The sequence below is a fragment of the Roseomonas sp. USHLN139 genome (genome assembly GCF_037145735.1).
GTDB lineage: Bacteria > Pseudomonadota > Alphaproteobacteria > Acetobacterales > Acetobacteraceae > Pseudoroseomonas.
Map to the genome: position 1 here is coordinate 42,694 of NZ_JBBCWY010000015.1, position 26,742 is coordinate 69,435.

At 70.8% G+C, this 26,742-nt stretch carries 24 protein-coding genes; 8 read left to right on the forward strand and 16 right to left on the reverse strand.

Features of this window, described 5'->3' with window-relative positions; all coding sequences use genetic code 11:
* Positions 1–44: 44 nt before the first annotated feature.
* The 8 genes from pncA to WFI16_RS24750 are packed head-to-tail and all read right to left on the reverse strand — an operon-like array spanning position 45 to position 5,733.
* A complete protein-coding gene (pncA, locus tag WFI16_RS24715) occupies positions 45–662 on the reverse strand; it encodes a bifunctional nicotinamidase/pyrazinamidase (RefSeq protein WP_419900526.1) in 618 nt (205 codons plus the stop codon).
* On the reverse strand, positions 659–1,273 hold the full coding sequence (gene ureG, locus WFI16_RS24720; protein ID WP_419900527.1) for an urease accessory protein UreG: 615 nt from the start codon (positions 1,271–1,273) through the stop codon (positions 659–661). Before ureG ends, pncA begins: the two co-directional genes overlap by 4 nt.
* Complete coding sequence (locus WFI16_RS24725; protein WP_419900528.1) at positions 1,270–1,983, reverse strand: urease accessory protein UreF; 714 nt, start codon at positions 1,981–1,983, stop codon at positions 1,270–1,272. The genes ureG and WFI16_RS24725 overlap by 4 nt, the downstream gene beginning before the upstream one ends.
* Positions 1,943–2,497 (reverse strand): urease accessory protein UreE, encoded by a 555-nt coding sequence (locus WFI16_RS24730; protein WP_419900529.1) that lies wholly within the window; start codon positions 2,495–2,497, stop codon positions 1,943–1,945. The genes WFI16_RS24725 and WFI16_RS24730 overlap by 41 nt, the downstream gene beginning before the upstream one ends.
* Positions 2,498–2,511: 14 nt before the next feature.
* The gene (gene ureC / locus WFI16_RS24735) at positions 2,512–4,224 is read right to left on the reverse strand and encodes an urease subunit alpha (protein ID WP_419900530.1); all 1,713 of its coding nucleotides are present in this window, start codon (positions 4,222–4,224) and stop codon (positions 2,512–2,514) included.
* A gap of 2 nt (positions 4,225–4,226) precedes the next feature.
* The gene (locus WFI16_RS24740) at positions 4,227–4,532 is read right to left on the reverse strand and encodes an urease subunit beta (protein ID WP_419900531.1); all 306 of its coding nucleotides are present in this window, start codon (positions 4,530–4,532) and stop codon (positions 4,227–4,229) included.
* A gap of 10 nt (positions 4,533–4,542) precedes the next feature.
* Positions 4,543–4,845: an urease subunit gamma gene (locus WFI16_RS24745; protein WP_419900532.1), complete on the reverse strand. Its 303-nt coding sequence runs from the start codon at positions 4,843–4,845 to the stop codon at positions 4,543–4,545.
* A gap of 60 nt (positions 4,846–4,905) precedes the next feature.
* A complete protein-coding gene (locus tag WFI16_RS24750; RefSeq protein WP_419900533.1) occupies positions 4,906–5,733 on the reverse strand; it encodes an urease accessory protein UreD in 828 nt (275 codons plus the stop codon).
* 135 nt (positions 5,734–5,868) lie between these two features.
* Here WFI16_RS24750 and WFI16_RS24755 point away from each other — a divergent pair, with 135 nt between their 5' ends.
* Positions 5,869–6,015, forward strand: coding sequence for a hypothetical protein (locus tag WFI16_RS24755; RefSeq protein WP_419900534.1), 147 nt, complete (start codon positions 5,869–5,871; stop codon positions 6,013–6,015).
* Here WFI16_RS24755 and WFI16_RS24760 read toward each other — a convergent pair.
* Together WFI16_RS24760 and WFI16_RS24765 are read right to left on the reverse strand one after the other, a co-directional pair.
* Positions 6,012–6,908, reverse strand: coding sequence for a DNA-binding response regulator (locus WFI16_RS24760; protein ID WP_419900535.1), 897 nt, complete (start codon positions 6,906–6,908; stop codon positions 6,012–6,014). The genes WFI16_RS24755 and WFI16_RS24760 overlap by 4 nt on opposite strands.
* Entirely contained in the window at positions 6,908–10,231 is a 3,324-nt protein-coding gene (locus WFI16_RS24765; protein ID WP_419900536.1) for a hybrid sensor histidine kinase/response regulator, read from the reverse strand. Before WFI16_RS24765 ends, WFI16_RS24760 begins: the two co-directional genes overlap by 1 nt.
* A gap of 182 nt (positions 10,232–10,413) precedes the next feature.
* On the opposite strand from WFI16_RS24765, the gene urtA reads away from it, so the two are divergent.
* The 5 genes from urtA to urtE all read left to right on the forward strand — a co-directional run bounded on the left by urtA (position 10,414) and on the right by urtE (position 15,834).
* Complete coding sequence (urtA, locus tag WFI16_RS24770; RefSeq protein ID WP_419900537.1) at positions 10,414–11,661, forward strand: urea ABC transporter substrate-binding protein; 1,248 nt, start codon at positions 10,414–10,416, stop codon at positions 11,659–11,661.
* Between the two features lie 77 nt (positions 11,662–11,738).
* A complete protein-coding gene (gene urtB / locus WFI16_RS24775) occupies positions 11,739–13,292 on the forward strand; it encodes an urea ABC transporter permease subunit UrtB (protein WP_419900538.1) in 1,554 nt (517 codons plus the stop codon).
* The gene (gene urtC, locus WFI16_RS24780; RefSeq protein WP_419900539.1) at positions 13,289–14,389 is read left to right on the forward strand and encodes an urea ABC transporter permease subunit UrtC; all 1,101 of its coding nucleotides are present in this window, start codon (positions 13,289–13,291) and stop codon (positions 14,387–14,389) included. Before urtB ends, urtC begins: the two co-directional genes overlap by 4 nt.
* A complete protein-coding gene (gene urtD, locus WFI16_RS24785) occupies positions 14,386–15,138 on the forward strand; it encodes an urea ABC transporter ATP-binding protein UrtD (RefSeq protein WP_419900540.1) in 753 nt (250 codons plus the stop codon). Before urtC ends, urtD begins: the two co-directional genes overlap by 4 nt.
* 3 nt (positions 15,139–15,141) lie before the next feature.
* Positions 15,142–15,834 carry an urea ABC transporter ATP-binding subunit UrtE gene (urtE, locus tag WFI16_RS24790; RefSeq protein ID WP_419900541.1) on the forward strand — a complete coding sequence of 231 codons (693 nt, stop codon included), beginning with the start codon at positions 15,142–15,144 and terminating at the stop codon, positions 15,832–15,834.
* Between the two features lie 24 nt (positions 15,835–15,858).
* Here urtE and WFI16_RS24795 read toward each other — a convergent pair whose 3' ends face one another.
* The 5 genes from WFI16_RS24795 to WFI16_RS24815 all read right to left on the reverse strand — a co-directional run bounded on the left by WFI16_RS24795 (position 15,859) and on the right by WFI16_RS24815 (position 22,198).
* Entirely contained in the window at positions 15,859–16,581 is a 723-nt protein-coding gene (locus WFI16_RS24795; RefSeq protein ID WP_419900542.1) for a calcium-binding protein, read from the reverse strand.
* 291 nt (positions 16,582–16,872) lie between these two features.
* Entirely contained in the window at positions 16,873–18,405 is a 1,533-nt protein-coding gene (locus WFI16_RS24800) for a UxaA family hydrolase (RefSeq protein ID WP_419900543.1), read from the reverse strand.
* A gap of 118 nt (positions 18,406–18,523) precedes the next feature.
* Entirely contained in the window at positions 18,524–19,159 is a 636-nt protein-coding gene (locus WFI16_RS24805; protein ID WP_419900544.1) for a redoxin domain-containing protein, read from the reverse strand.
* A gap of 45 nt (positions 19,160–19,204) precedes the next feature.
* Positions 19,205–21,316 carry a protein-disulfide reductase DsbD family protein gene (locus WFI16_RS24810; protein WP_419900545.1) on the reverse strand — a complete coding sequence of 704 codons (2,112 nt, stop codon included), beginning with the start codon at positions 21,314–21,316 and terminating at the stop codon, positions 19,205–19,207.
* Positions 21,317–21,376: 60 nt separating this feature from the next.
* Positions 21,377–22,198, reverse strand: a complete 822-nt coding sequence (locus tag WFI16_RS24815) for an isocitrate lyase/PEP mutase family protein (protein WP_419900546.1) — start codon at positions 22,196–22,198, stop codon at positions 21,377–21,379.
* A 117-nt stretch (positions 22,199–22,315) separates the two neighbouring features.
* Here WFI16_RS24815 and WFI16_RS24820 point away from each other — a divergent pair, with 117 nt between their 5' ends.
* Positions 22,316–23,875 (forward strand): glycosyltransferase family 2 protein, encoded by a 1,560-nt coding sequence (locus WFI16_RS24820; RefSeq protein WP_419900547.1) that lies wholly within the window; start codon positions 22,316–22,318, stop codon positions 23,873–23,875.
* Between the two features lie 7 nt (positions 23,876–23,882).
* Here the strand turns inward: WFI16_RS24820 and WFI16_RS24825 are convergent, their stop codons facing one another.
* Positions 23,883–24,122: a hypothetical protein gene (locus WFI16_RS24825; RefSeq protein WP_419900548.1), complete on the reverse strand. Its 240-nt coding sequence runs from the start codon at positions 24,120–24,122 to the stop codon at positions 23,883–23,885.
* Positions 24,123–24,301: 179 nt separating this feature from the next.
* On the opposite strand from WFI16_RS24825, the gene hrpB reads away from it, so the two are divergent.
* Complete coding sequence (gene hrpB, locus WFI16_RS24830; protein WP_419900549.1) at positions 24,302–26,737, forward strand: ATP-dependent helicase HrpB; 2,436 nt, start codon at positions 24,302–24,304, stop codon at positions 26,735–26,737.
* Positions 26,738–26,742: the final 5 nt, after the last annotated feature.

The window sequence follows — 26,742 nt, forward strand, 5'->3', positions numbered from 1 at the left end:
AAAGTCCGGGGGAAGGTATTCCCCCGGTCCCCCTTCTATTTCTGTCAGAAAGCGGCGCTGGGCAGGAACTGCACGCCGCGCGCCCGCAGGCGGGCCGTCCCCGCGGCCGTTGCCTCCGGCGTGATGCCGCGGCAGGCATCCTCGATCAGCACGACCTCGTAGCCCAGCTCCGCCGCATCCTCGGCCGAGAAGTCGGTGCAATAGCCGCGCGCCAGCCCGGCGATGAAGACACGCCTCACCCCGCGCTCCTGCAGATAGCCGTGCAGCCCGGTCTGGGTGCGGCGATCGTTCTCGCGGAAGGCCGAATAGCTGTCGATCGCCCGGCGAAACCCCTTGCGCAGCACCAGCTCGATGCGATCGGGCGCCAGCGCCGGATGCAGCGCGGCCCCCGGCGTGCCCTGGACGCAGTGGTCGGGCCACAGCACCTGCTCGCCATAGTCCAGCGTCGCGGTCTCGAAAGGCGATCGTCCCGGATGCTGACTGGCGAAGGAAGAATGATCGGCGGGATGCCAGTCCTGCGTCGCCGCGATCATCGGGAACAGCGGCTGCAGCCGGTTGATCAGCGGCAGCACCGCATCGCCCCCCGGCACCGGCAGCGCGCCGCCGGGCATGAAATCCGGCTGCACATCGACCACCAGCAGCAGGTCGGTCGGCAGGATCATGCGCGGATGCCGCCGGCCTTGAGCACGAAGTCGGCGATCTCGGCGACGCCCTGCTGCGCCTTGAGATTGGTGAAGATGAAGGGCCGCGCGCCGCGCATCTTCTTCGAATCGCGGTCCATCACGCCGAGATCGGCGCCCACCAGCGGCGCCAGGTCGATCTTGTTGATCACCAGCAGGTCGGAACGGGTGATGCCCGGGCCCCCCTTGCGCGGGATCTTGTCGCCGGCCGAGACGTCGATGACATAGATGGTCAGGTCGGCCAGCTCCGGGCTGAAGGTCGCCGCCAGGTTGTCGCCGCCGCTCTCGATGAACAGGACTTCCAGGCCGGGGAAGCGCCCGCTCATCTCGGCGACCGCGGCCAGGTTGATCGAGGCGTCCTCGCGGATCGCGGTATGCGGGCAGCCGCCGGTCTCGACGCCGATGATCCGTTCCGGGGCGAGGGCGTCGTTGCGGGTCAGGAACTCGGCATCTTCCCGCGTGTAGATGTCATTGGTGATGACGGCGATGTTGTGGCTGTCGCGCAGATGCTTGCACAGCCGCTCGGTCAGCGCCGTCTTGCCCGAGCCCACGGGACCGCCGATGCCGACGCGGAAGGGACCATTGCTGCTCATGATCGGAAGAGCCTCGTATATTGCGTCTCGTGGCGCATGGAAAACAGGTCGAGCATCGGCGCCGCGGTGCCGATGCGGTCGAGGTCGGCGGCCATCCCGGCGGCCGTCGCCGCCTGCAGCGCCGGCAGCAGGGCTGCGGTGGTGATCTGCCCGTCGGTCTGGCCCAGCGGCACCAGCCGCACGCCCGCCGAGACCAGGTTGGCGGCGAAGGCCGACAGGAAGCCGAACAGCGCCATCGGCAGCGCCAGCCCCTGCCAGGCAGCGGCGGCGCCGAAGGCCACCGGATGCGCCAGCACCCCCGCATGCCGCGCGGCGAGGGCCGCCAGGCGCGGCTCCGGCCAGGCGGCGTTGGTGACCTTCAGGAAGGCGCTGCCCTGGGCCATGGTCTCCAGCGCGGTCTCGGCGGTGCCGCGCCAGGCGGTGGCGAGGCTCGCGACCTCGTCCAGCGCCGCCGCGTCATCGGCCGCCGCCGTGCGGAAGGCGGCCGCCAGCAGCGCCGCGTCGATCCGGCCGGCGCCGGCCTCCAGCACGGTCTCGATGTAAGCCAGAAGATCGGCGCGGTTGCGCACCGCGCCGGCCTCCACCGCCATCTCCAGCCCGTGGCTGTAGGTATAGGCGCCGACCGGATAGGCCGGCGACAGCCAGGTCAGCAGCCGCTGCAGGTCGCCTTCAGTGGTGGTGGCCATGCCCATGGTCGTGCCCGTGGTCATGCCCGTGGTCATGCCCGTGATCATGGTCATGGTCGCCGTGATGATGCCCGGCATGGCGGTTGTGCTCGCCATAGGCCCCGCCCTCGGGGTTGAAGGGGGCGTCGACCTTGGCCAGCGTCGCGCCCAGGCCCACCAGCATCTTCTCGATCACATGGTCGGCGCGGATCAGGATGCGGTCGGCATCGATCTCGGCCGGCAGATGGCGGTTGCCCAGGTGCCAGGCCAGGCGCAGCAGGTGGTGGATGTCGCGCGCGCGGATCTCGACCAGCGGCTCGGGCGCCGCCTGCACCAGGATGACGCCGCCGCCTTCCAGCAGCAGCCCGTCGCCATGCCGCAGCACAATGGCCTCGGGCAGGTCGAGCAGGAAGCTCCTGCCGCCCTCGCCGGTATAGCGCTTGCGGCGGCGGTGGCGGTCGTCGAAGTCGACGGTGATGCGGTCGCGCGCCGTGCCCGCCTGCCATTCGCCGGCCGGCAGCACCTGGGTGGCGCGGGGAAGATTCTCTTCGGTTGTCATCGCAAGGCTCTTGATCAGAACAGGAAGTAGCGCTGGGCCATCGGTAGCACCGTGGCCGGCTCGCAAATCAGCAGCTCGCCATCGGCGCGGACCTCGTAGGTCTCCGGGTCGATCTCGATCTTCGGCAGGGTGTCGTTCAGCACCATGTCCCGCTTGCCGATTTTTCTGGTGTTTTCCACCGGCAGCAGGGTGCGGTTCAGGCCGAGGCGGCCCGCCAGATCGCCGGACTCCAGCGAGGCTGCGGACACGAAGGTGATCGAGCTCGCCTGCATCGCGCGGCCGAACCCCGCGAACATCGGCCGGTAGTGCACCGGCTGCGGCGTCGGGATCGAGGCATTGGGGTCGCCCATCGGCGCCATGGCGATGCTGCCGCATTTCAGCACCATGTCCGGCTTCACGCCGAAGAAGGCCGGCGACCACAGCACCAGATCGGCCAGCTTGCCGACCTCGACGCTGCCGACATGGGCGCTGATGCCTTGGGCGATCGCCGGGTTGATCGTGTATTTGGCGATGAAGCGGCGGATGCGCAGATTGTCGTTCTCGCCCTGCTCGCCGGGGAGCCGCCCGCGCTGCACCTTCATCTTGTGCGCGGTCTGCCAGGTGCGGATGATCACCTCGCCGACCCGGCCCATGGCTTGGCTGTCGGAGCTCATCATCGAGATGGCGCCGAGATCGTGCAGGATGTCCTCGGCGGCGATGGTCTCACGGCGGATGCGGGATTCGGCGAAGGCCACGTCCTCGGCGATGCGCGGGTCGAGGTGGTGGCAGACCATCAGCATGTCGAGATGCTCGTCCACGGTGTTCACCGTGTAGGGCATGGTCGGGTTGGTCGAGCTGGGCAGGAAATTCGGCTCGCCGATGACGCGGAGAATGTCGGGGGCATGGCCGCCGCCGGCGCCCTCGGTGTGGAAGGCCTGGATGGCGCGGCCGCCGATGGCGCGGATGGTCTCCTCGACGAAGCCGCTCTCGTTCAGCGTGTCGGTGTGGATGGCGATCTGGATGTCGAACCTGTCCGCCACCGTCAGGCAGGTGTCGATCGCCTTGGGCGTGGTGCCCCAGTCCTCATGCAGCTTCAGCCCGCAGGCGCCGGCGCGGATCTGTTCTTCCAGCCCCTCGGGCAGGGCGGCGTTGCCCTTGCCGAGGAAGCCCAGGTTCATCGGAAAGCTCTCGGCCGCCTGCAACATCCGCGCCATGTGCCAGGGCCCCGGCGTCGCGGTGGTGGCGAGCGTGCCATGCGCCGGGCCGGTGCCGCCGCCGAACATGGTGGTGATGCCGGAGGCCAGCGCCTCCTCGATCTGCTGCGGGCAGATGAAATGGATATGCGGATCGATGCCGCCCGCCGTCAGGATCTTTCCTTCCGCGGCAATGATCTCGGTGCCGGGCCCGATGACGATGGTGACGCCCGGCTGGGTGTCCGGGTTGCCGGCCTTGCCGATGGCGGCGATGCGGCCGTCCTTCAGCCCGATATCGGCCTTGATGATCCCGCCATGGTCGATCACCACGGCATTGGTGATCACCGTGTCCATGGCGCCCTGCGCCCGGCTGAGCTGGGACTGGCCCATGCCGTCGCGGATCACCTTGCCGCCGCCGAACTTCACTTCCTCGCCGTAGATGGTGTGGTCGTGCTCGACCTCGGCGAAGAGCTCGGTATCGGCCAGGCGGATGCGGTCGCCGAGGGTCGGGCCATACATGCCGGCATAGGCGGCGCGGGAGATGCGGGTGGCCATGCTCAGAGCTTCCCTTCGACCAGGCCGCGGAAGCCATGCGCCACGCGGCCGCCCGAGAAATCGATCAGCCGGACGCGACGGGTCTGGCCGGGCTCGAAGCGCACCGCGGTGCCGGCGGCGATGTCGAGCCGTTTTCCACGCGCAGCGTTCCGATCGAAGGAAAGCCCCTCGTTGGTCTCGAAGAAATGGTAGTGGCTGCCGACCTGCACCGGGCGGTCGCCGGTATTGGCCACCTCCAGCTCGATCGCCTCGCGTCCGGCATTCAGCGCGATCTCGCCGGGGGCTGCGATGATCTCTCCGGGAATCATGGGCGGCTCCTCAGCGGATCGGGTGGTGGACGGTGACCAGCTTGGTGCCGTCGGGGAAGGTGGCCTCGACCTGGATGTCGTGGATCATCTCGGGGATGCCCTCCATCACCTGCTCGCGGGTCAGGACGGTGCCGCCGTCGCGCATCAGCTCGGCGACGCTGCGGCCGTCGCGGGCGCCCTCGACGACGAAATCGGTGATCAGCGCGATGGCCTCGGGGTGGTTCAGCTTCACGCCGCGCGCCAGGCGCTTGCGGGCGACCTCGGCCGCCAGGGCGATCAGCAGCTTGTCCTTCTCGCGGGGGGTCAGGTGCATCGGCTCATCCTGGCAGGAGCGGGGGTGGCAAAGGGGATGGGCATTGTGGCGCGGCTTTGCTCAACTCGTCCACAGGCGGGGCAGGCGTGCCGGCAGGCCGAGCAGGGCTGCCCGGAATGGCGGCAGGACCCGCGCCAGATCGTCGCGCACCGCCGAGGCCTCGCCCAGCCAGCGCGCCAGCAGCAGGCCGGGGCGGGCCAGGGTGGCGTCCAGGCCGAGCTCGCGGCAGAGATCCCGCGCCGCCAGCGCCTCCGCGACCGGCGCGGCGAAGAGCAGCAGCCCCATGGCATTGGCGCCGCCAAGGCCGAAGGGGGCGGCGCGCCGGGCCGCGAGATCCCCGGAAAGCTCCAGCGCATCGGCCCAGTCCAGCCGGCCGCCGCGCCGCAGCCGCCAGGAATCGAGGAGCGCGCCATGGTCGAAGGCTTCGCCCCGCGCGGCGCGGCCGAGCACCAGCAGCTCGGTGGCCAGCAGCCGGGCATCGGCGGCCATCCCGACCCGCATCCGCCGCTCCAGCCGGGCGCCATCGAACAGGATTGTCTCCTGTGGCAGCCATTCCAGCGTGGCGCCGGGGGCGAGCGACAACCGGCTGTCGATGCGGCTGGGCTCGCCCAGGCTGCGATAGATCTTCTCCGCGGCCGGCGTGGTGACCTGGGCGCGCGCGCCGGCCTCCAGCGTGACCTCCAGGGACAAGGAGTCACCGCCGGCCAGGCCGCCGCCGACATTGACCAGCGCCGCCGAGGGCAGGTCGTCCGGCTCGGGCACCGGGAAGAGGATGCGATAGGGCGCGGCATGGAACAGATGGCCCAGCGCGGTGCCGCGCGGGGTCTGGCGGAAGCCGAGCTCGGCGCGGCCATGGGCACGCTGGTGGCGGGGGGTATCAAGAGGCATCGGCGGCTTCCCAGCAAACGCCGTGCCTGGCGCCGGCGGCATCATGGGTGGTGCGACAATCGGTCCAGCTGTTGGCACCGCGCCGCCGGGATAGGGTCGCGGCCTCCGATCGTCGCATGGCCTGGATCATCCCGAATGTATGACTGGTTCCCCTGGGTCTTCTTCCCGTTCAAGATCATCGTGCTGGGCACCGGCATGTTCTTCGCCATCAAGTGGCATTACGACGAGGGCAAGAAGGAGCGGGAGGCCGGCGGCCCGAAGACCCCCGGCGCGCCGCGTTAGCCACCCAGCACCCGCACCGCCAGGGCGGCGGCCGAGGCGCGGTTCTCGACGCCGAGCTTGGCGAAGATCCCCTCCAGATGCTTGTTCACCGTGCGCGGGGAGAGAACCAGGATATCGGCGATGTCGCGGTTCGACTTGCCGCGGCCCAGCCAGAGCAGCACCTCCGCCTCCCGCGCCGTCAGCCCCAGGCGGTCGCGCAGCATGCCTTCCTCCCGCCCCGGGTCGAAGGCGGTGACGCGCAGCAGCAGCTCGTCGGCGGCGATCTGGCCGACATGGTGGAACTCGACGCGGCGGCCATCGGCCAGCGGGATCGGCGGCAGGCGCGGCGCCTCGCCCTCGGCCAGGGCCGGCCAGCCGGGCAGGGCCAGGCCGGCGGGGCCGTCGCCGGCGGGCGGCGCCGCGTCGCGCAGCAGGGTCGCCGCCTGGGGGGTCGCCCAGAGCACCGCCCCCTCCCGATCGACGGCGAGAAGAAAGCGCCCGGCGACGTCGAGCGCGGCATGGGCGCTGCGGGTCAGCCGGGCATTGGCCAGGTGGGCGGCGATGCGGGCCACCACCTCGTCCGGCACCACCGGCTTGACGACATAATCGACGCCGCCGGCATCGAAGCCGCGCACCACATCCTCGCTCTCGGTCAGGCCGGTCATGAAGATGACGGGGACCGAGATCAGCTGGGCGTTGCGCTTCATCCGGCGGCAGGCCTCGAAGCCGTCCATGCCGGGCATCACCGCATCCATCAGCACGATGTCGGGGGTGATGCGCTCGATCACCGTCATGGCGGCGGCGGCGGACTGCGCCACCAGCACCATGTAGCCGGCGCCCTCCAGCGTGTCGTTCAGCAGGCCGAGCGTGCCCGGCGCGTCATCGACCACCAGCACGATGTCGCGGCGTTCCATCAGCCTTCCTCCTCCGGCAGGGCGGCCATGAAGGCGTCCATCCGGTACTCGGCGATCAGCCCGCGCAGCAGGGCGATGGCTGGCGCCGCCTCGGGCGATTCCGCCTCCAGCGCGTCCAGCCGCTCGCGGATGCCGCCGACATAGCCGATGGCGGCCAGCTGGCGCAGATTGGCCGCCTGCGCCGCGGTCAGCCGCGCGGCATTCTCCGGCGGCATCGGCGCCGGGTCGGCGAAGGTCCAGTCGAGGCCGAGCAGCAGGCCGATCTTGTCGAGCAGCGCGGCCAGCGCCAGCGGCTTGGGCAGCACGTCGTCATGATGCTGGCCTTCGGACGGCGCGCCGAGCTCCAGCGCATTGGCCGAGACCATGATGATCGGCGCCGTCTGCCCGGCGAGCCGCAGCCGTCGCGCCAGCTCCCAGCCCGTCATGCCCGGCATGGCGATGTCGAGCAGGAAGATGTCCGGATGGTCGTCCTCCGCCATCGCCAGGGCCTCGCCGCCGCTGGCGGCGAGACGGACGGAAAAACCCAGCGGCACCAGCAGGTCGGCGACCAGCGCGCGATGCGCCGCGTCGTCGTCGGCCACCAGCACCGCGGGCGCCCGGCCGCGCGGGGCATGGCCGGTGATGCGGCGCTCGACCTCAATTGCCTTCGCCGCCTTGCCCGACAGCAGCAGGCGCACCTTGAAGCGGCTGCCCTCGCCCAGGCGGCTTTGCACAGAAATCTCGCCGCCCATGATCTCGGTCAGCGTCTTGGTGATGGTCAGGCCGAGGCCGACGCCGGGGGTGGAGGCGGCGTGCGAATTGCCGCCGCGCTGGAAGGGCTCGAAGATGCGCGGCAGGTCGTCCTCGGCGATGCCGATGCCGGTGTCGATCACCTCGAATTCGGCGACCTCGGAGCGGAAGCGCAGGCGGAAGGTGACCTGGCCCTGCCGGGTGAACTTGATGGCGTTGGACAGCAGGTTGATCAGGATCTGCCGCAGCCGGCGCTCGTCGGTATGCACCAGCTCGGGCAGGCGCTCGGGCGGCTCGAAGACGAAGCCGATCGACTTGGCCTCGGCCTGCAGCCGCAGCATCTGCACGATCTGCTCGAGGAAGTCGGGCAGCCGCACCTCGTCGCGATAGAGCTCGATGCGGCCGGCCTCGATCTTGGAGATGTCGAGCAGCCCCTCGATCAGCGCCGCCAGATGTTCCCCGCTGCGGCGGATGGTGCGCAGGCCATCGCGCCGGCGCTCGGGGATGGCGGGATCGCGCTCCAGCAGCTGCGCATAGCCGAGGATGGCGTTCAGCGGCGAGCGCAGCTCATGGCTGATGCCGATGACATAGCGGCTCTTCGCCATGTTGGCGGCCTCGGCGGTCTCCTTGGCCTTCTGCAGCGCGGCGTCGGTGCGCTGGTGGGCGCGGATCTCGCTCATCAGCAGGCTGGTCTGGCGGCGGGTTTCCTCCTGGGCGACCAGGCGGGACTGGCGGGCCAGGACGAGGGTCCAGGCGGTGATACCGCCGATCACCAGCAGCACGAAGAAGGCCTTCCAGAAGGCGGTGTCGAGATAGGCGTTCGCCGGGGTCTGCGCCCGGATGCCCAGGAACACCACCGAGATGGTCGCGGCAAAGGTCAGGAAAACGACCATGAAGGAGCCGACGGGGGTGCCCAGCGCCTGCATCACCGGCGCCGGCAGGATGGCGCGCAGCGGCGTGACGATCTGCGCCGAGAGGCGCGCATGCGGCTTGCAGCCATCGCCGCAGCGGGCATCGAGCGAGCAGCAGAGCGAGCAGATCGGCCCGGTATAGACCGGGCAATAGGCCATGTCGCGTGGCTCGAAGCCATGCTCGCAGATCACGCAGTGCAGCGAGGGCCGGGCGGCCCAGGCGGCGCGCGGCTTGCGGGCCAGGTAGTAGCGGCCGCCGGTGGCCCAGGCGATGGCCGGCGCCGCGGCGAAGGCGATGCCGAAGGCGATGAAGGTGGACAGGGCCTGGGCCAGCGCGCCCAGGAACCCGTAATAGGCGAGGAAGGAGCCGATCACGGACAAGAACATGGCGCCGACGCCGACCGGGTTGACGTCGTAGAGATGCGCCCGCTTGAACTCGATGCCCTTCGGGCTGAGGCCGAGCGGCTTGTTCACCGCCAGATCCGCCACCAGCGCGCCCATCCAGGCGGCGGCGACGTTGGAATAGACGAAGAGCACCTGCTCGATGGTGTTGTAGACGCCGAGCTCCATCAGCAGCAGCGCGACGGCGATGTTGAAGACCAGCCAGACGACGCGTCCCGGATGGCTGTGGGTCAGTCTCGAAAAGAAATTCGACCAGGCCAGCGAGCCGGCATAGGCGTTGGTGACGTTGATCTTGATCTGCGACAGCGCGACGAAGACGGCCGTCACCACCAGCACCAGGGTCGGCGAGGCGATCAGCGTGCCGAAGGCCAGGCGGTACATCTCGGCCGGCTGGACGGCCTGGGCCAGGGTCAGCCCGGCCTGCAGCGCGGCATAGGCCAGGAAGGAGCCGGCCAGCAGCTTCAGCACGTCGAAGGCGATCCAGCCCGGGCCGCCAGCCAGCAGCGCCGCCCACCAGACCCAGCGCTTCTGCGTGGCGCGCGGCGGCAGGAAGCGGATGTAGTCGACCTGCTCGCCGGTCTGGGTGATCAGCGCGAAGAGCACCGAGGCGGCGGCGCCAAACGCCAGAAGATCGAAGCCGCCGGTGCCGCGCTCGCCCTCGTAGCCGGTCCAGCCGGCGATCCAGTCGGGATGGGCGACCAGCAGGCCGATCAGCGGCAGGATGTTGAGCACCAGCCAGACCGGCTGGGTCCAGGTCTGCACCCGGCTGATGAAGGTGATGCCATGCGTCACCAGCGGCACCACCACGACGGCGCAGAGGATGTAGCCCAGCCAGAGCGGAACTGAAAAAAAGCTGTCCAGCATCGCCGCCAGGATCACCGCCTCGATGCCGAAGAAAATGAAGGTGAAGCTGGCATAGATCAGCGAGGTGATGGTGGAGCCGATATAGCCGAAGCCGGCGCCGCGGGTCAGCAGGTCGACATCCACCCCGGCGCGCGCGGCGGCGACGCAGATTGGCAGGGAGGCGGCGAAGATCAGCACCGAGACGAAGAGGATGGCGGCGACGCTGTTGGTGAAGCCATGCGCCACGGTGAGCGCGCCGCCGATCGCCTCCAGCGCCAGGAAGGAGATCGAGCCCAGCGCGGTGCTGGCCACCCGGAAGGCCGACCATTTGCGCGCGCTCTCGGCGGTGAAGCGCAGCGCATAGTCTTCCATCGTCTCGTCGGCGACCCAGCGGTTGTAGTCGCGCCGGATGCGCAGGATGCGCTGGCGTGTCGCCATGCTGGGCGGGGTCCTCGAGGCAAGCCGGGGCCGAGAGTGGGATGCCGCCGGACGGCGCGTCAAGCGCGGCGACGGGCCCCGGCCTACGTCATTTGACGTATTCGCTTCGGCAACGGCCGGCGGGATGCTGCCCTGCACCATGCATCAGGCGGCCCGCAGGCCGCGACCCGGAGAGCGATCCCATGACGATCAGGACCCCTTTCTCCCGCCGCGCCCTGCTGGCGGCGGGTGCCGGCGCCTTGGCCATGCCGGCGCTGCGCCCGGCCTGGGCGCAATCCGGCCCGATCAAGGTCGGCGTGCTGCATTCGCTGTCCGGCACCATGGCGATCAGCGAGACCGCGCTGCGCGACACCGTGCTGATGATGGTCGAGGACGCCAACAAGAAGGGCGGCATCCTGGGCCGCAAGGTCGAGGCGGTGGTGGTCGATCCGGCCTCCAACTGGCCGCTGTTTGCCGAGAAGGCGCGCGAGCTGCTGCAGGTGCACAAGGTCGACGTGACCTTCGGCTGCTGGACCTCGGTGTCCCGCAAGTCGGTGCTGCCGGTCTTCGAGGAGCTGAACGGTCTGCTTTTCTACCCCGTCCAGTATGAGGGCGAGGAGCAGTCGAAGAATGTTTTCTATACGGGCGCCGCGCCGAACCAGCAGGCGATCCCGGCGGTGGAATACCTGATGAGCGACGACGGCGGCGGCGCCAAGCGGATCGCGCTGCTGGGCACCGACTATGTCTATCCGCGCACCACCAACCGCATCCTGCGCGCCTTCCTGAACAGCAAGGGCATCTCCGATGCCGACATCATGGAGGAATACACCCCCTTCGGCCATTCCGACTGGCAGGGCATCGTCAGCCGGGTGAAGCGCTTCGCCGGCGAGGGCAAGAAGACCGCCATCGTCTCGACGATCAATGGCGACGCCAATGTCCCCTTCTATCGCGAGCTGGGCAACCAGGGGATCAAGGCGGAGGACATTCCGTCCGTCGCCTTCTCGGTCGGCGAGGAGGAGCTGGCCGGCATCGACGCCAAGCCGCTGGTCGGCCACCTGGCCGCCTGGAACTATTTTATGTCCGTCGACAGCCCGGTGAACACCGAGTTCAAGGCGATGTGGGCCGCCTACATCAAGAATCCCAAGCGGGTCACCAACGACCCGATGGAGGCCACCTACACGGGCTTCAAGATGTGGAGCCAGGCGGTGGCCAAGGCGGGCTCGACCAGCGTCGATGCCGTGCGCACCGCGATGTATGGCCAGAAGGTTGCTGCCCCCTGCGGCTACGAGGAGCAGATGTTCGAGAACCACCATCTGTCGAAGCCGGTGATGATCGGCGAGATCATGGAGAACGGCCAGTTCAACGTGGTCTGGAAGACGTCCTCGGCCATTCCTGCCGAGAACTGGTCGCCTTTCATCCCGGAGAACGCCTCCCGCCGCAAGCCGACCTGATTTTGCAGAAATAGAGGGGGGATTCGGGGGGATACTTCCCCCCGACCTTCCTTCCTTTGCTTGAGGGGGTTGGTCCGATGTGGCGCGTGGTGCTGCTGCTCCTGGTGTTTGCTGTGCCCGTGCGTGCCCAGGGCGGTTTCGAGGCGGCGCTGCCCGGCCTGGCCAGCGGCTTCGCGCAGCAGGCCGAGGCGGTGGAGCGGCTGGGCGCGACCGGCGATCCGCGCGCCGTGCCGATCCTGCGGGCGCTGGCCGATGGCCGGTTGCAGAAGCGCGCCGATGGCGGCCTGACCCTCGTCGAGGGCGGGGTGGCGCGCGACGCCCTGACCGGCGCCGCGGCCGAGCCGGGCGAGGTGCTGCGCATCAACAACCGGGTGCGCGGCGCGCTGCGTGGGGCCTTCGGCCGGCTGCAGCTGCTCTCGCCCGATCCGGCCGAGCGCATCACCGCTGCCGAGGGGCTGTTCCGCAGCCGCTCCCCCGACAATGTCCCGTTGCTCGAGGATGCCGTCGGGCGCGAGAACGATCCGGCGATCCGCGAGCGGATGATGCTGGCGCTGGCCGCCTCCCGGCTGGCGGCCCCCGAGGATGGGGCGAAGCGCCAGGGCATCGTGGTGCTGGGCGGCACGGCCTCCGCCGAGGCGCGCGGGCTGCTGCTGGAGGCGCGCGCCGCCAATCCCGGCCTGGCTGCCGAGATCGACGCCGCGGTCGCCGCCATCGACACGAGGCTGCAGTTGAAGCGCGTCGCCGAGACCGCCTTCCAGGGGCTTTCTCTGGGATCGATCCTGCTGCTGGCCGCACTCGGCCTGGCCGTCACCTTCGGGGTGATGGGCGTGATCAACATGGCGCATGGCGAGATGGTGATGCTCGGCGCCTATACGACGGTGCTGGTGCAGGAGCTGTGCCGCGGCCTGCCCTGGCTGGCGCCGCTGTCGCTGCCGCTCTCGGTGCCGGCGGCCTTCCTGGTCACCGCGGCGGTCGGCGTCGCGCTGGAGCGCGGGCTGATCCGGCATCTCTACGGCCGGCCGCTGGAGACGCTGCTGATGACCTTCGGCGTGGGCATGATCCTGCAGCAGGGGGTGCGGCTGATCTTCGGCGCGCAGAACCGCGAGGTGGTCTCGCCGTCCTGGATGCAGGGGACGCTGACCCTGCCGGGCGGCATCGAGGTCACGCAGAACCGGTTGTGGATCATTTTCTTCAGCCTGGTGGTGCTTGGTCTGACCGTGGCCGCCATCCGCTTCACCCGCTTCGGGCTGGAGATGCGCGCCGTGGTGCAGAACCGCCGCATCGCCGCCACCATGGGCATCCGCACCGGCCGGGTGGACGCCATGACCTTCGCCTTCGGTTCCGGCATCGCCGGCATGGCGGGGGTGGCGGTGAGCCAGATCGACAATGTCTCGCCGAACCTCGGCACCGGCTACATCATCGACAGCTTCATGGTGGTGGTGTTCGGCGGCGTCGGCTCGCTGGCCGGCACCATGATCGGCGCGCTGACGCTCGGCATCGTCAACAAGATGCTGGAGCCCTGGGCCGGGGTGGTGCTGGCGAAGATCGCCGTGCTGGTCGGCATCATGCTGTTCATCCAGCGCCGGCCGAAGGGGCTGTTCGCGCTGAAGGGAAGGGCGGCCGAACAATGAGCGCCTCCATCACCCTGGGCGAGCGGCTGCGCCCCGCCCCTGGCACCATCCTGCGCGGGCTGCTGCTGGCCGGGCTCGCCCTGCTGGCGCTGCTGCCGGTGCTGAACCGGCTGCCGCCGGAGGCCAGCTTCTACGTCTCCGACTTCGTCGTCTCGGTCTCGGGGAAATGGATCTGCTACGCCATCCTGGCGCTGGCGATCGACCTGGCCTGGGGCTATGCGGGCATCCTCAGCCTCGGCCATGGCGCCTTCTTCGCGCTCGGCGGCTATGCCATCGGCATGCACCTGATGCGTCTCATCGGACCCAGGGGCGTCTATGGCCATCCGGTGCTGCCGGATTTCATGGTCTTCCTCGGCTATACCGAGCTGCCCTGGTACTGGCAGGGCTTCCAGTTCTTTCCCTTCGCCTTCGCCATGGCGCTGATCGTGCCAGGGGTGCTGGCGGGGGTGCTGGGCTGGCTCGCCTTCCGCAGCCGGATCACCGGCGTCTATCTCAGCATCATCACCCAGGCGATGACCTATGCGCTGATGCTGGCCTTCTTCCGCAACGACATGGGCTTCGGCGGCAACAACGGTTTTACGGACTTCAAGGAGCTGCTGGGGATGCCCTTGAACACGGCCGGCGCCCGCGCGGCGCTGTTCTATGCGGCGCTGGTCTCGCTCGGGGCGTCGCTGCTGCTCTGCCGGCACATCACGAAATCCAAGCTCGGCCGGGTGCTGGTCGCGGTGCGCGACGCCGAGAGCCGCGTGCGCTTCCTGGGCTACGACACCACCGCCGTGAAGCTGTCGGTCTTCGTGCTCTCGGCGATGCTGGCGGGGCTGGCCGGCGCGCTCTACGTGCCGCTGATCGGCATCATCAATCCGGGCGAGTTCAGCCCGGGCAATTCCATCGAGGCCGTGGTCTGGGTCGCCGTCGGCGGGCGCGGCACGCTGGTCGGCGCGCTGCTCGGCGCCTTCTCGGTCAATGCGATCAAGACCTGGCTGACCTCCTTCGCCCCCGACCTCTGGCTCTTCGTCCTGGGCGGGCTGTTCGTGGCGGTGACGCTGTTCCTGCCGCGCGGCATCGTCGGCCTGCTGCAGAAGGGGCCCGGCCGATGAACGCGAGCGCGATGCGCGAGGGGCGCCTCTATCTCGACGGCGTCTCGGTGGTCTTCGACGGTTTCCGCGCCCTGAACAATCTCTCGCTCATTGTCGAGCCGGGGGAGCTGCGGGCGATCATCGGGCCGAACGGCGCCGGCAAGACGACGATGATGGACATCATCACCGGCAAGACGCGGCCGACCGCCGGCACGGTCAGCTTCGGCGAGTGCGACCTGACGAAGCTGGACGAGGCGACCATCGCCAATCTCGGCATCGGCCGGAAGTTCCAGAAGCCCACCGTCTTCGACGCGCTGACCGTCTTCGAGAATCTCGAGCTCGCCCTGAAGGCGCCGCGCGATCCCTGGTCCTGCCTGCGCTGGCGGCTCTCGGCCGGCGCCCGCCGCGGCATCGAGGCGGTGCTGGACGAGATCGGCCTGGCGGACCGCGCCGAGGATCGCGCCGCCATCCTGTCGCATGGCCAGCGGCAATGGCTGGAGATCGGCATGCTGCTGATGCAGGACCCGAAGCTGCTGCTGGTCGACGAGCCGGTGGCCGGCATGACCGACCAGGAGACCGAGCACACCGCCGCCCTGCTGCGCCGCATCGCCGGCAGCCGCAGCGTCGTGGTGGTGGAGCACGACCTGGAATTCGTCCGCGCGCTGGGCGAGAAGGTCACCGTGCTCTGCGAGGGCAGCGTGCTGTCGGAAGGCAGCATCGACCATGTGCAGAACGACCCGCGGGTCATCGACGTCTATCTGGGGCGCTGAGCCATGCTGCGTGTCGAGGGCATCGACCTTTTCTATGGCGCCAGCCGGGCGCTGCGCGGCGTTTCTCTCAGTGCCGATCCCGGCGCCATCACCTGCGTGCTGGGGCGCAACGGCGTCGGCAAATCCTCGCTGATGCGCTCGATCGTCGGGCTGGAGCGGGTGAAAGCCGGCCGCATCGTCTGGGAAGGGCGCGATGTTGCTGCCCTCTCCGCCGCCGACCGGGCGCGGGCCGGGATTGGCTATGTCCCGCAGGGGCGCGAGATCTTCCCCTTCCTGACGGTGCGCGAGAATCTGGAGACAGCGCTGGCGGCGGCGCCACGCGGCGCCAAGGTGCCGGACGACGTCTTCGAGCTGTTCCCGATCCTGAAGCAGTTCCTGCGCCGGCGCGGCGGCGACCTGTCGGGCGGGCAGCAGCAGCAGCTGGCGATCGCGCGCGCGCTGACCGCGCGGCCGCGGCTGCTGATCCTCGACGAGCCGACCGAGGGCATCCAGCCCAATGTCATCAAGGACATCGCCCGCGTCATCGCGCTGCTAGCGAAAAGCCGCGGCATGGCCGTGGTGCTGGTCGAGCAGTATTACGAATTCGCCCGCGAGCTGGGCGACCAGCTGGCCATCATGGTGCGCGGCGAGGTGGCGCTGGCGGGGCTTTCCGGCTCGCTGGACGAGGCGGCGGTGCGCCGGCTGCTGACGGTCTGACCCTCCGCCGCCGGCGCCGAGGCCTCAGGCGGCGAAGAGGATGTCGCCGGCCTGCAGGCTGTGGACGCCCTTCAGGTGGATCTCGGTGTCCTCGTAGACCGCGAAGAAATGCAGCTCGAGGCCAGCATGGGTGTCGACCAGGGTCACGTCGCCTTCGCGCAGATAGAGCGGGCGGAGGTCGATCCTGTCGGTGCCGGTCTGGAAGTCATGGATGGTGTCGATGCCGCCATTGGCGTCATAGGCCCGCTCGCTGTTCGAGGGGTCATAGGCATAGACGAAGGTATCGGCACCCGAGCCGCCCCAGAGCTGGTCGGCGCCGGCGCCGCTGTGGATGACGTCGTTGCCGCTGCCGCCCTTGATGGTGTCGTTGCCGCTGCCGCCATAGAGCAGGTCGTGGTTGCTGCCGCCGTCGATCAGGTCGTCGCCGCCGCCGCCCAGGATGGTGTCGCGCCCGCGCCCGCCGAACAGCCGGTCGGCCTGGTCCTCGGAAGCGAAGATGTTCTCGGCGCTGGGCGTCGGCCCGGCCACGCCATAGCCGGTGATATAGTCGTCGCCGTCGCCGCCATAGATGACGTCGCGGCCATAGCCGCCGAACAGGCTGTCGCTGCCGCGGCCGGCCATGATGAGGTTGCTGCCGCCGCGCCCATCACGCGGCGAGGCCAGGCCGTCGGCCAGGATGGTATCGGCCTCGACATGGCTGGAAAACAGAAAGATGTCGTTCTTCAGAGTGCCGTCGTAACGCGCCATGACCTGCTTCTTCCCGATGCTGCAGCAAGATCCAGGCGTGCTGCCCCTGTCATGCTGGCGTCCGGAGTTGGTAAGAAGAAGTAACGATCCTGTGCGCGCCAGAATTTACGTTGATATCGACCGAAGGGGTAAAATCCTAATGGAATATTAATTGCGATTTCTGGGAATTTGCAAAATATCGCACCCGAATATTGATCCGCTGCCTGGGTTCGCGGATGCAGGCGGGCAGCGCAGGGCGGCCGGCCAGGGCAGCGGCGCGCCGCCGCCCTGCCGGCCGCTCCCGCCACCGCGTCACATGGTGGCGCCGATCGGCCAGGGGGCGAATTCGGCCGAGCCGAAATCATAGCTCTCGCTCTTGGTCCGCTCGCCCGAGGCGACGCGCAGGATCAGCTGGAAGATCCGCTCGCCGCATTCCTCGACGCTCTCGCGGCCGGAGAGGATGGTGCCGCAATTGACGTCCATGTCCTCCTCCATCCGCTCATACATGGCCGAGTTGGTGGCCAGCTTGATCGAGGGCGCCGGCTTGCAGCCGAAGACGCTGCCGCGGCCGGTGGTGAAGCAGACCAGGTTGGCGCCGCCGGCGACCTGGCCCGTGGCGGCCACCGGGTCGTAGCCGGGGGTATCCATGAAGACGAAACCCTTCTCGGTGACCGGCTCGGCATAGTCGTAGACGGCGGTCAGGTTGCTGTTGCCGGCCTTGGCCATGGCGCCCAGCGATTTTTCCAGAATGGTGGTGAGGCCTCCCGCCTTGTTGCCCGGCGAGGGGTTGCTGTTGAGCTCGGCTTGGCCGCGCTCGGCATATTCCTCCCACCAGCGCATCAGCCCGACCAGCTTCTCGCCCACCGCGCGGGAGGTGGCGCGGCGGGTCAGCAGGTGCTCGGCGCCATAGGTCTCCGGCGTTTCCGACAGGATCACCGTGCCGCCATGGCGGACCAGCAGGTCGGAGGCGGCGCCCAGCGCCGGGTTGGCGGTGATGCCCGAATAGCCGTCCGAGCCGCCGCATTGCAGGGCGATGGTCAGGTGGCTGGCCGGCACCGGCTGGCGGTGCACCTGGTTGGCCTCGGCCAGCACCTCGCGGACGAAGGCGATGCCGGCCTCCACCGTCTTGCGGGTGCCGCCCATCTCCTGGATGTCCATGTTGCGCAGCCGGCCGGCCAGGTTCTGCTCCTGCAGCAGCCCCGAGATCTGGTTGACCTCGCAGCCCAGGCCGATGGCGATGACATGGCTGAAATTGGCGTGCCGGGCATAGCCGGCCAGGGTCCGCCGCAGGATCCGCAGGCCGTCATTGTCGCCCATGCCGCAGCCGGTCTTGTGGGTCAGCGCGACGACGCCATCGACATTGGGGAATTCGGCCAGCGGGTCGCTGCCGGTGAAGGGGTTGCGCTTGAAGGCATCGGCGATCAGCGAGGCGACATGCGCCGAGCAGTTCACGCTGGTGACGATGCCGATGTAGTTGCGCGTCGCCACCCGCCCGTCGGGCCGCAGGATGCCCTGGAACGTCGCCGGCTGCGGCACGTAGAGGGTCGGCCGCGCATCGACGCCCCAGGCATAGTCCTTGTCGAAATCGCCCATGCCGCAATTCTGCACATGCACCCAGTCGCCGGGCGCGATCGGCTGCGTCGCGAAGCCGATGATCTGGCCGTAGCGCTTCACCGCCTCGCCCGGCGCATGGGCGCGCAGCGCCACCTTGTGGCCGGGCGGGATGCGCTGGCGGGCCAGCACATTCGGGCCGACGGGCGTGCCCTCGGGCGCGGCGCGGCGGGCGATCAGCACGCTGTCCTCGGGATGCAGGCGGATGAAGGGGGTCTCGGCGACAGCATTCATCTTGGTTGTTTCCTCCGGCGGGCAGGGCAGGGGGAAGCAGTCTAGCCCCCAACCGGGGCCAAAGAGAAAGGGCCCGGGGAAAGGCGCCCCGGGCCCTCATCATCCGGTCGCCCGGAATTCAGGCGGCAGGGGCGTATTTGATGGCGCAGCCATAGTTGCGGGTGACCGGCTGGGCGACCGGCCGCCCCTCGGCCACCGCCAGCATGGCGTTCTTCGCCAGCGGCTCGGCCTTGGCCACGTCCTCCTGGCGGTTGGAGGCGATGCTGTCGATGCCGCCCATGTAGCACAGCATGCCCTGGCCATCGATCACGTACATATGCGGCGTGGTGGTGGCGGCATAGGCGCGGGCGATGCGGCTCTGCGGGTCCAGCAGCACGGCGGCCGGGGCGGCGCCCCGCTCGCTGGTCAGCGCCTTGGCCTGGTCCGGCGTCACATGCCCCTGCTCGCCCGGCGGCGAGGAGACGATGGAGAGCCAGACGATGCCCTTCGCCGCCGCCTCGCGCTGCAGCGCCTGCATGTTGCTGCTGCCGTAATGCTTCCTGACGAAGGGGCAGTCGTGGTTGGTCCATTCCAGCACCACCACCTTGCCGCGGTAATCGGCCAGGCTTCGGGTCTGCCCGTCCTGGTCGGGGGCGCTGAAATCGGGGGCGGCGGCGCCGATGGCAGGGGCGGCCAGCGCCAGGCGCGGCGCCAGCGGCATCAGGATGGCGCCCAGCGGCACGGCCAAGGTGGCGCGGCGGGAGATCAGAGCCATGTCGGTCGCTCCTGTCTGTGTCTCTTGGGGGTGTCGGGAAGCAACTCAGCTGGCCGGCAGCGCCTGCAGCACGATCTGCTCGGTCAGGATCTGCGGCAGCACCTCGGGGGCGCCGTCGCCGGCGGGATAGACCAGGTAGAGCGGCACGCCCTCCCGCCCATGCGCGCGCAGCACGGCGGCGATCGCCGGGCCGCCATCGGTCCAGTCGCCCTTCAGATAGGCGATGTTGCGCGCCTCGAAGGCGCGGCGGACCGCGTCCGACTGCAGCGCCACCCGCTCGTTCACCTTGCAGGTGATGCACCAGGCGGCGGTCATGTTGACGAAGACCGGGCGGCCCTCGGCGCGCAGCTGCGCCAGCCGGGCCTCCGACCAGGGCTCGGACCCCGCCTCGGCCGCGGTGTTCGCCGCCGCCGGCGGCGCGCCGACCAGCTGCGGCAGCAGGGCCAGCGCGGCGCAGACGGCGAGGATGGCGCTGCCGCGCCCCAGCCATTGCGCGCCGCGCCGCCGGGCTGCCTGGGCCGTGCCCAGCGCCCAGCCGGCGAAGCCGATGGCCAGGCCGCCGGCGAGCGCCGCCGCCAGCCCCTCCGGCCCGACCTGCTGCGCCAGCACCCAGAGCAGCCAGAGCGCGGCGCCATACATCGGGAAGGCCAGAATTTCCTTCAGCCGCGCCATCCAGGCGCCGGGCTTCGGCAGCCGCGCCGCCAAGCCGGGGGCCAGCGCCAGCAGCGCATAGGGCGCCGCCATGCCGAGACCCATCGCCGCGAAGACGGCCAGCGCCGCGGCCGGCGGCATCGCCATGGCGGCGCCGATGGCGGCGGCCATGAAGGGCGCGGTGCAGGGGGTGGCCACCAGCACCGCCAGCCCGCCGGTGGCGAAGCTGCCGAGATGCCCGCCGCGTGCCGCGACCGTCGAGCCCATTCGCACCGGCCGGCCGAATTCGAAGACGCCGGACAGGTTCAGGCCCACCGCCAGCATCAGCCAGCCCATGGCGGTGACGAAGAGGGGCGCGGTGAACTGGAAGCCCCAGCCCGCGACACTGCCGGCCGCGCGCAGCGCGAGCATCACGCCCGCCAGGGCCAGAAATGACAGAACAACGCCGGCGGTGTAGCTGGCGGCATGCGCCCGCACCGTGCCGCGCGCAGCACCCGACAGCCGCGCCAGGCCGATCGCCTTCATCGCCAGGATCGGGAAGACGCAGGGCATCAGGTTGAGGATCAACCCGCCCAGCGCCGCCCAGAGCGCCGCCTGCCACAGCGGCAGGCTGGCGGCCGCACCCGTGGACGCCACCGCCGCCGGCAACGGACCGGGCTGCGCCGCGACGGTGAAGGCGCTGCGCTGGCCGCCGGCATCGGTCAGCACCAGCACGCCCTGCATCGGATCGGGCGGCAGCGGCGCCGCACCGCGCGGCAGGCCGAGCCGCAGCGCGCCCTCCGCCACCTGCAGCAGCTGCGGCGCCGCATGGTCCAGCACGCCCCATTCGGCGGGGAAGAATTCCGCTGTTTTCACCGTGGCCGGGGTCAGGTCGGCGCTGTCGATGCGCAGCGCGCCCTGCGCGCCCTCGAAGCCGATGGCGGCGGCCCAGGGGGCGGGGCGGGGCAGGGCGGCCTCGGCGGCGGCGAAACCGGCGGCCTGGGCAGGGTCGGGGCGGGCGCTGGCCTCGACCGGGAAGTCCAGGCGGAAGCTGCCTTCCTCGGGGATGCAGACCTTCTCGCAGACCAGCCAGCTGGCGCGGGCCTCCAGGGTGAAGACATCGCCGGGCTTCAGGCTGGCGGGCGGCGTCACCGTCAGCGGCAGCAGCACCGCGCCTTCATAGCCGTAATTGACCAGCGGGCCGAAGGGGATGCGGCTGGGCGCCGGCCAGTCGAAGCCGCTGGCCTGCGCGCCATCGGGGAGAGAGAACTCGATCTCCGGCGGCGTGCCGGCATCGCCCGGATTGATCCAGTAGGTGTGCCAGCCCGGCGCCAGCTGCTGCTTCAGCCCGACGCGGAAGGGCTGGCCCGGGGCGATGACGGCCGGCGCCGCGGCCAGGCTGACCGTGGCGCGCGGCGATGACGCGGGCAGGCTCTCCAGCGCCGCCGCCCGCTGCGGCAGGACCATGGCGGCGAGGGCCAGCACGGCGGGAGCCACCAGGGCGAGGGCAGCCGGGATGCGCGACATGACAGAATTGAAACCTTATTCCCGAGCGCGACGGAAGGGCTTTTGCGGTGACGAAGCGTGTCAGCCGTGATCACCTTTGTGCGGTGCCATATAGGCCTCGACCTCGCGCCCCGTCAGGGCCTGCGCCGCGAAGCCGAAGCTGCCCTGCTCGCGCATCTCGATCCCCGCGCGGTGCAGCGCCGCCAGCGCCGTGCGGGCCAGCGAGCCGCCCAGGCTGATGCGCTTCACCCCCGCCTCGGCCAGCTCGGCCACGGTGAAGGGTTTGCCGACCAGCCCCATCACCACGTTCACCGGCCGGTCGACGGCGGCGCAGAGGGTGCGGATCTGGCCGATCTCGGTCAGGCCGGGGGCATAGAGCACCTCGGCCCCGGCCCGGGAGAAGGCCTGCAGCCGGCGGATGGTGTCGTCCAGATCGGGACGGCCGTGCAGGAAGTTCTCCGCCCGCGCGGTGAGGACGAAGGGCAGGGCGCGCGCCGCCTCGGCCGCGGCCGCGACCCGCTCCACCGCCTGGCCGAGATCATAGATCGGGCGGGCCGGGTCGCCGGTCGCATCTTCGATCGAGCCGCCGGCCAGGCCCACCGCGGCGGCCTCGCGGATCGTGGCGGCGCAGCCCTCCGGATCATGGGAAAAGCCGTTCTCCAGGTCGGCCGAGACCGGCACCTCCACCGCCTCGACGATGGCCCGCGCATTGGCCAGGGTCTCTGCCTTGCTGGCCGCGCCATCCGGCCGGCCGAGCGAGAAGGCCAGCCCGGCGCTGGTCGTCGCCAGCGCCGGGAAGCCGAGGCCGGCCAGCAGCCGGGCGCTGCCGGCATCCCAGGGATTGGGGATGACAAAGGCGCCGGGCGCCGCATGCAGCGCGCGGAACCGGTCGATGCGGGTCATGGCGGCGTCCTTCTGGAGAGCGGCACGATCCTAGCCCTCGCCCGGCCGCCTGTCGCGCCGGGCCGCCGCATGCTAGGGAACCGCCGGTCCGAGACCCTGGCGGGAGCATGCAGCAGGATGGCGATGGAATCCCGCCGGCGGCTGGCGATCTGCGCGATCGCCAAGAACGAGGCGCCCTATCTGGCCGAATGGGCGGTCTATCACCGGATGATCGGCGTCGATCACATCCTGGTCTACAACAATGCCAGCGACGATGAGAGCGCCGCCGTGCTGCGGGCGCTGCAGGAAGCCGGCATCCTGGAGACGCGGGACTGGCCCAGCCACAGCGACGGCAGCACGCAGAAGCGCGCCTATGCCGACGGGCTGGCCCGGCTGCGCCCCGATTACGAATGGCTCGCCTATATCGACATCGACGAATTTCTGTACGTCCCCGGCCATGGCAACGACCTGCGGGCCTTCCTCGACGCGCAGGGCGATCGCGCCGCCATCGCGGTGAACTGGAAGCTGTTCGGCACCGGCGGCCAGGAGACGCGCGGCCCCGGCCTGGTGGTCGAGCGCTTCACCCGCTGCGCCACCCCCCAGCATTCCGGCAACCGCGCGGTGAAGACCCTGGCGCGCACCGACGCGCTGGCGGTGCCCAACCTGCACAACCACGCCTTCGCCCCCGGCATCCGCTACGCCACGATGCATGGCGAGGAGATCGCCGCCGGCACCGGCAAGAGCGAGACGGTCAGCCACGACGTCATCTGCCTGCACCACTATTTCACCAAGTCGCGCGAGGAATGGGACGCCAAGGTCGCCCGCGGCCGCGCCACCAAGCCCGACTCGCATCCGGACAAGATCCGCAAGGAAGAGCATTTCCGGATGCACAACCGCAACGACCGCGAGGACCGCTCGCTGCTGCCCTATGGCCCGGCGATCCGGGCCCGCCTCGCCGCCATCCCGGGCCTGCCGGCGGTGGCGATCCCGGCGCCGCTGCCGCAGGCGCCGTCCTCGGCCGCTGCCGTGACCCGCTTCGCCCGTGTCAGCTACGCCCCCGCCGGCGAGGATTTTTTGACCGTTGCCCTGGCGGCGCGGCTGGGCCTGCCGGCCGACACCCCCGGCAGCTATGTCGATATCGGCTGCGGCGCCGCGGCCAGGAACTCCTTCACCTTCGGCCTGCACGGGCTGGGCTGGCGCGGCCTCTGCCTCGACCCGCGGCCGGAACTCGCCGCCGATTTCGCTGGACTGCGCCCCGGCGACCTCTTTTTGTCCCTGGGCATCGCGGCGGAGGCGGGGTCGCTGCCGCTGCACCGTTTCGGCAATCCGGCCCTCGACACCTTCGACGCGGACCGCGCCGCCCTCCTGGCCGGCCAGGCGCGCCGCGGCCGCGAGCCGCGCGGCACGCTGCCCTGTCCCGTCCGCCCGCTGCAGGCCGTGCTGGACGAGACCCTGCCGGAGACCGAACTGCATCTGCTGGCGCTCGACGTGCCGGGCGGCGAGCTGGCGGTGCTGGCGACGCTCGACTGGGACAGGACGCGGCCCTGGCTGGTGCTGGTGGCGCAGCGCAGCCGCAGCCTGCATCAGGCCCTGCGCAACGGCGTCGCCCGCGCCATGGCGGCGCGCGGCTACGAGGCCCTGGCCTCGACCGGCGGTGCGGTCTTCTACGGCGACGCCCGGCGGCTGGCGGGGAGCTGACCGCCCGTCAGTAGTGCCGCGGCGGCTCCGGCAGAAGCCGGAAGCCGGGCGCCAGGATGCCCGGATCGAGCGAGCTTGCCTCCTCCCGCTGCAGCATCGAGGCCTGCATCTGCCGGGCGCAGAAGGCGCGGTCCGGCTGGTCGGCGCAGCGTAGCGCGGCCTGTTCCAGCGCGTGTTTCTCCACCGCCATGCGGCGCAGCAGCCGCGGCGAGAGCGGGCCGGGCTGCGCCGCCTCGGTGCTTGCCATGGGAGTTTCCACCGCCGGCGCCGTGGCGCAGCCGGCCAGCAGCAAGACGGTGATCCCCCAGCATCCTGCGCGCATGGAACGACACCCCTCCGATCCGCTGCTGCATCAAAGCAGGCCAGCCCGCCGCGGCCAAGCCCGCCCCCTGCATCCGGGGCCTGGATGCGCTAGAGAGGCGCCCCATGACCAGCCTCCCCGTCCTGCCCGTCACCGAAGCCCTGCCGCGCCTGGCGGAAGCCCTGGCCGCCGGGCCGAACGCCGTGCTGGTGGCGCCGCCCGGCGCCGGCAAGACCACGCTGGTGCCGCTGATGCTGGCCGACCAGCCCTGGGCAGCTGACCAGAAAATCGTGGTGCTGGAGCCGCGCCGGGTCGCCGCCCGCGCCGCCGCCCGCCGCATGGCCGAGCTGATCGGCGAGCCGCTGGGCCAGAAGGTCGGCCTCTCCACCCGCCTCGACCGTGCCGTCTCGCCGGCCACCCGGATCGAGGTGGTGACCGAAGGCCTGCTGGTGCGCCGGCTGCAGACCGATCCGGGCCTCGAGGGCGTCGCCGCTGTGCTGTTCGACGAGGCGCATGAGCGCAACCTGGACACCGACCTGGCGCTGGCGCTCTGCCTCGATTTGCAGCGCGGGCTGCGGCCCGAGCTGCGGCTGCTGGCCATGTCCGCCACCATCGAGGCGCGCGGTTTTTCCGAATTGCTCGGCAGCGCCCCGGTGGTGGAAAGCCTCGGCCGCGCCTATCCGGTGGAGGTCTTCCACCGGCCGCGCGACCTGAAGGAGCCGCGCGACCTGCCCGAGGCCATGGCGAGCGCCATCCGCGAGGCGCTGCGCGCGCATCCCGGCGATGTGCTGGCCTTCCTGCCCGGCTGGGGCGAGATCCGCCGCACCGCCGACCGGCTGGGCGGCATCGAGGCCGATGTCCTGCCGCTGCATGGCGAACTGCCGCCGGCCGAGCAGGACAAGGCGCTGAACCCTGGCCCCCGGCGCAAGGTGGTGCTGGCCACCTCGATCGCCGAGACCTCGCTGACCGTGCCCGGCGTGCGCATCGTCGTCGATGGCGGCTACCGCCGCGCGCCGCGTCTCGACCCGGCGACGGGGCTGGCGCGGCTGGCGACCTTGCGCATCTCCCGCGCCGCCGCCGAGCAGCGCGCCGGCCGCGCCGGCCGCACCGAGCCGGGAGTGGCCATCCGCCTCTGGACCGAGGCGCTGCATCGCGGCCTGCCGCTGGCCGACCGGCCGGAGATCCTCGAATCGGAGCTGTCCGGCCTGGCGCTGGACTGCGCCGCCTGGGGCAGCGATCCGTCCGAGATGGCTTTTCTCGACCCACCGCCGGCCGGGATGCTGGCCGCCGGCCGCGCCCTGCTGCGCGACCTCGACGCGCTGGACAGGCAGGGCCGCATCACGGCGATGGGCCGCCGCATGGCGCGGATGGGCACGCATCCGCGCCTCGCCCGCATGATGGCCGAGGCCGGGGATGCGGAAGAAGCGGCGCTCGCCGCCGAGCTCGCGGCCCTGCTGGAGGAGCGTGACCCAATCCGCGGCCGCGAGGCGCCCTCCGACATCCAGCTGCGCCTCGACCTGCTGGCCGGGGCCGACGACCCGAATGCCGACCGCGCGGCGCTCGGCCGCATCCGCCGCGCCGTGTCGCTGCACCGCCGGCGCCTCGGTGTCCCCGGCGGCACGGTGGCGGAGGGCGATGCCGGGCTGCTGCTGGCCGCCGGCTTCCCCGACCGCATCGCCGCCCGGCGCGGCACCATGGACGGCGCCTTCCGCCTGGCCTCGGGCCAGGGCGCCCGGCTGCCGGCGACCGATCGGCTGGGCAAGTCGCCGCTGCTGGCCGTGGCCGACCTGGAGCTGGCCGGCACCGAGGCCCGCATCCGCATGGCCGCCCCGCTGACCCGCGAGGCATTGGAGAAGAAATTCCCCGACCGGCTGGTGCGGGAGGAAGGCGCCGCCTTCGACGCGCGCAGCGGCGCCGTCATCGCCCGCCGCCGGCTGCGGCTCGGCCCGCTGGTGCTGGAGGAATCGACGCTGCCGCATGCCGATCCGGCCGCGGTGGCCGCCGCCCTGGCCGAGGCCGCCGCGTCCCGGGGCTTTCGCGACCTGGACTGGAGCAAGGCGGCCGAGCAGACCCGCGCCCGGATGGGCTGGATGCACAGGGTGGTTGGCGGCGACTGGCCGGATGTCTCGGACGCGGCGCTGGCGGTCGATGGCGCGCCCTGGCTGGCGGCCTGGCTGTCCGGGCTGGCGAAGCTCAGCCAGCTCAACGCGCTGGACGCGACCGGCATCCTGCGCAGCCTGCTGCCGCATCCGCTGCCGCGGCAATTGGACGAGGCGCTGCCGCCGCGGCTCGACCTGCCCGGCGGGCGGAGTGCGGCCATCGACTATACCGGCGAGGTGCCGCGGCTCGAGGCCCGCGCCCAGTGGCTCTACGGCATGAAGGACCTGCCGAAGCTGGCGGGCGGGAAGATCCCGCTGCAGGTGGCGCTGCTGTCGCCGGCCGGGCGGCCGGTGGCGGTGACCGCCGACCTCGCCGGCTTCTGGCGCGGCGCCTGGGCGGATGTGCGCAAGGACATGCGCGGCCGCTATCCGCGGCACGACTGGCCGGAGCACCCGGGCTGATGACG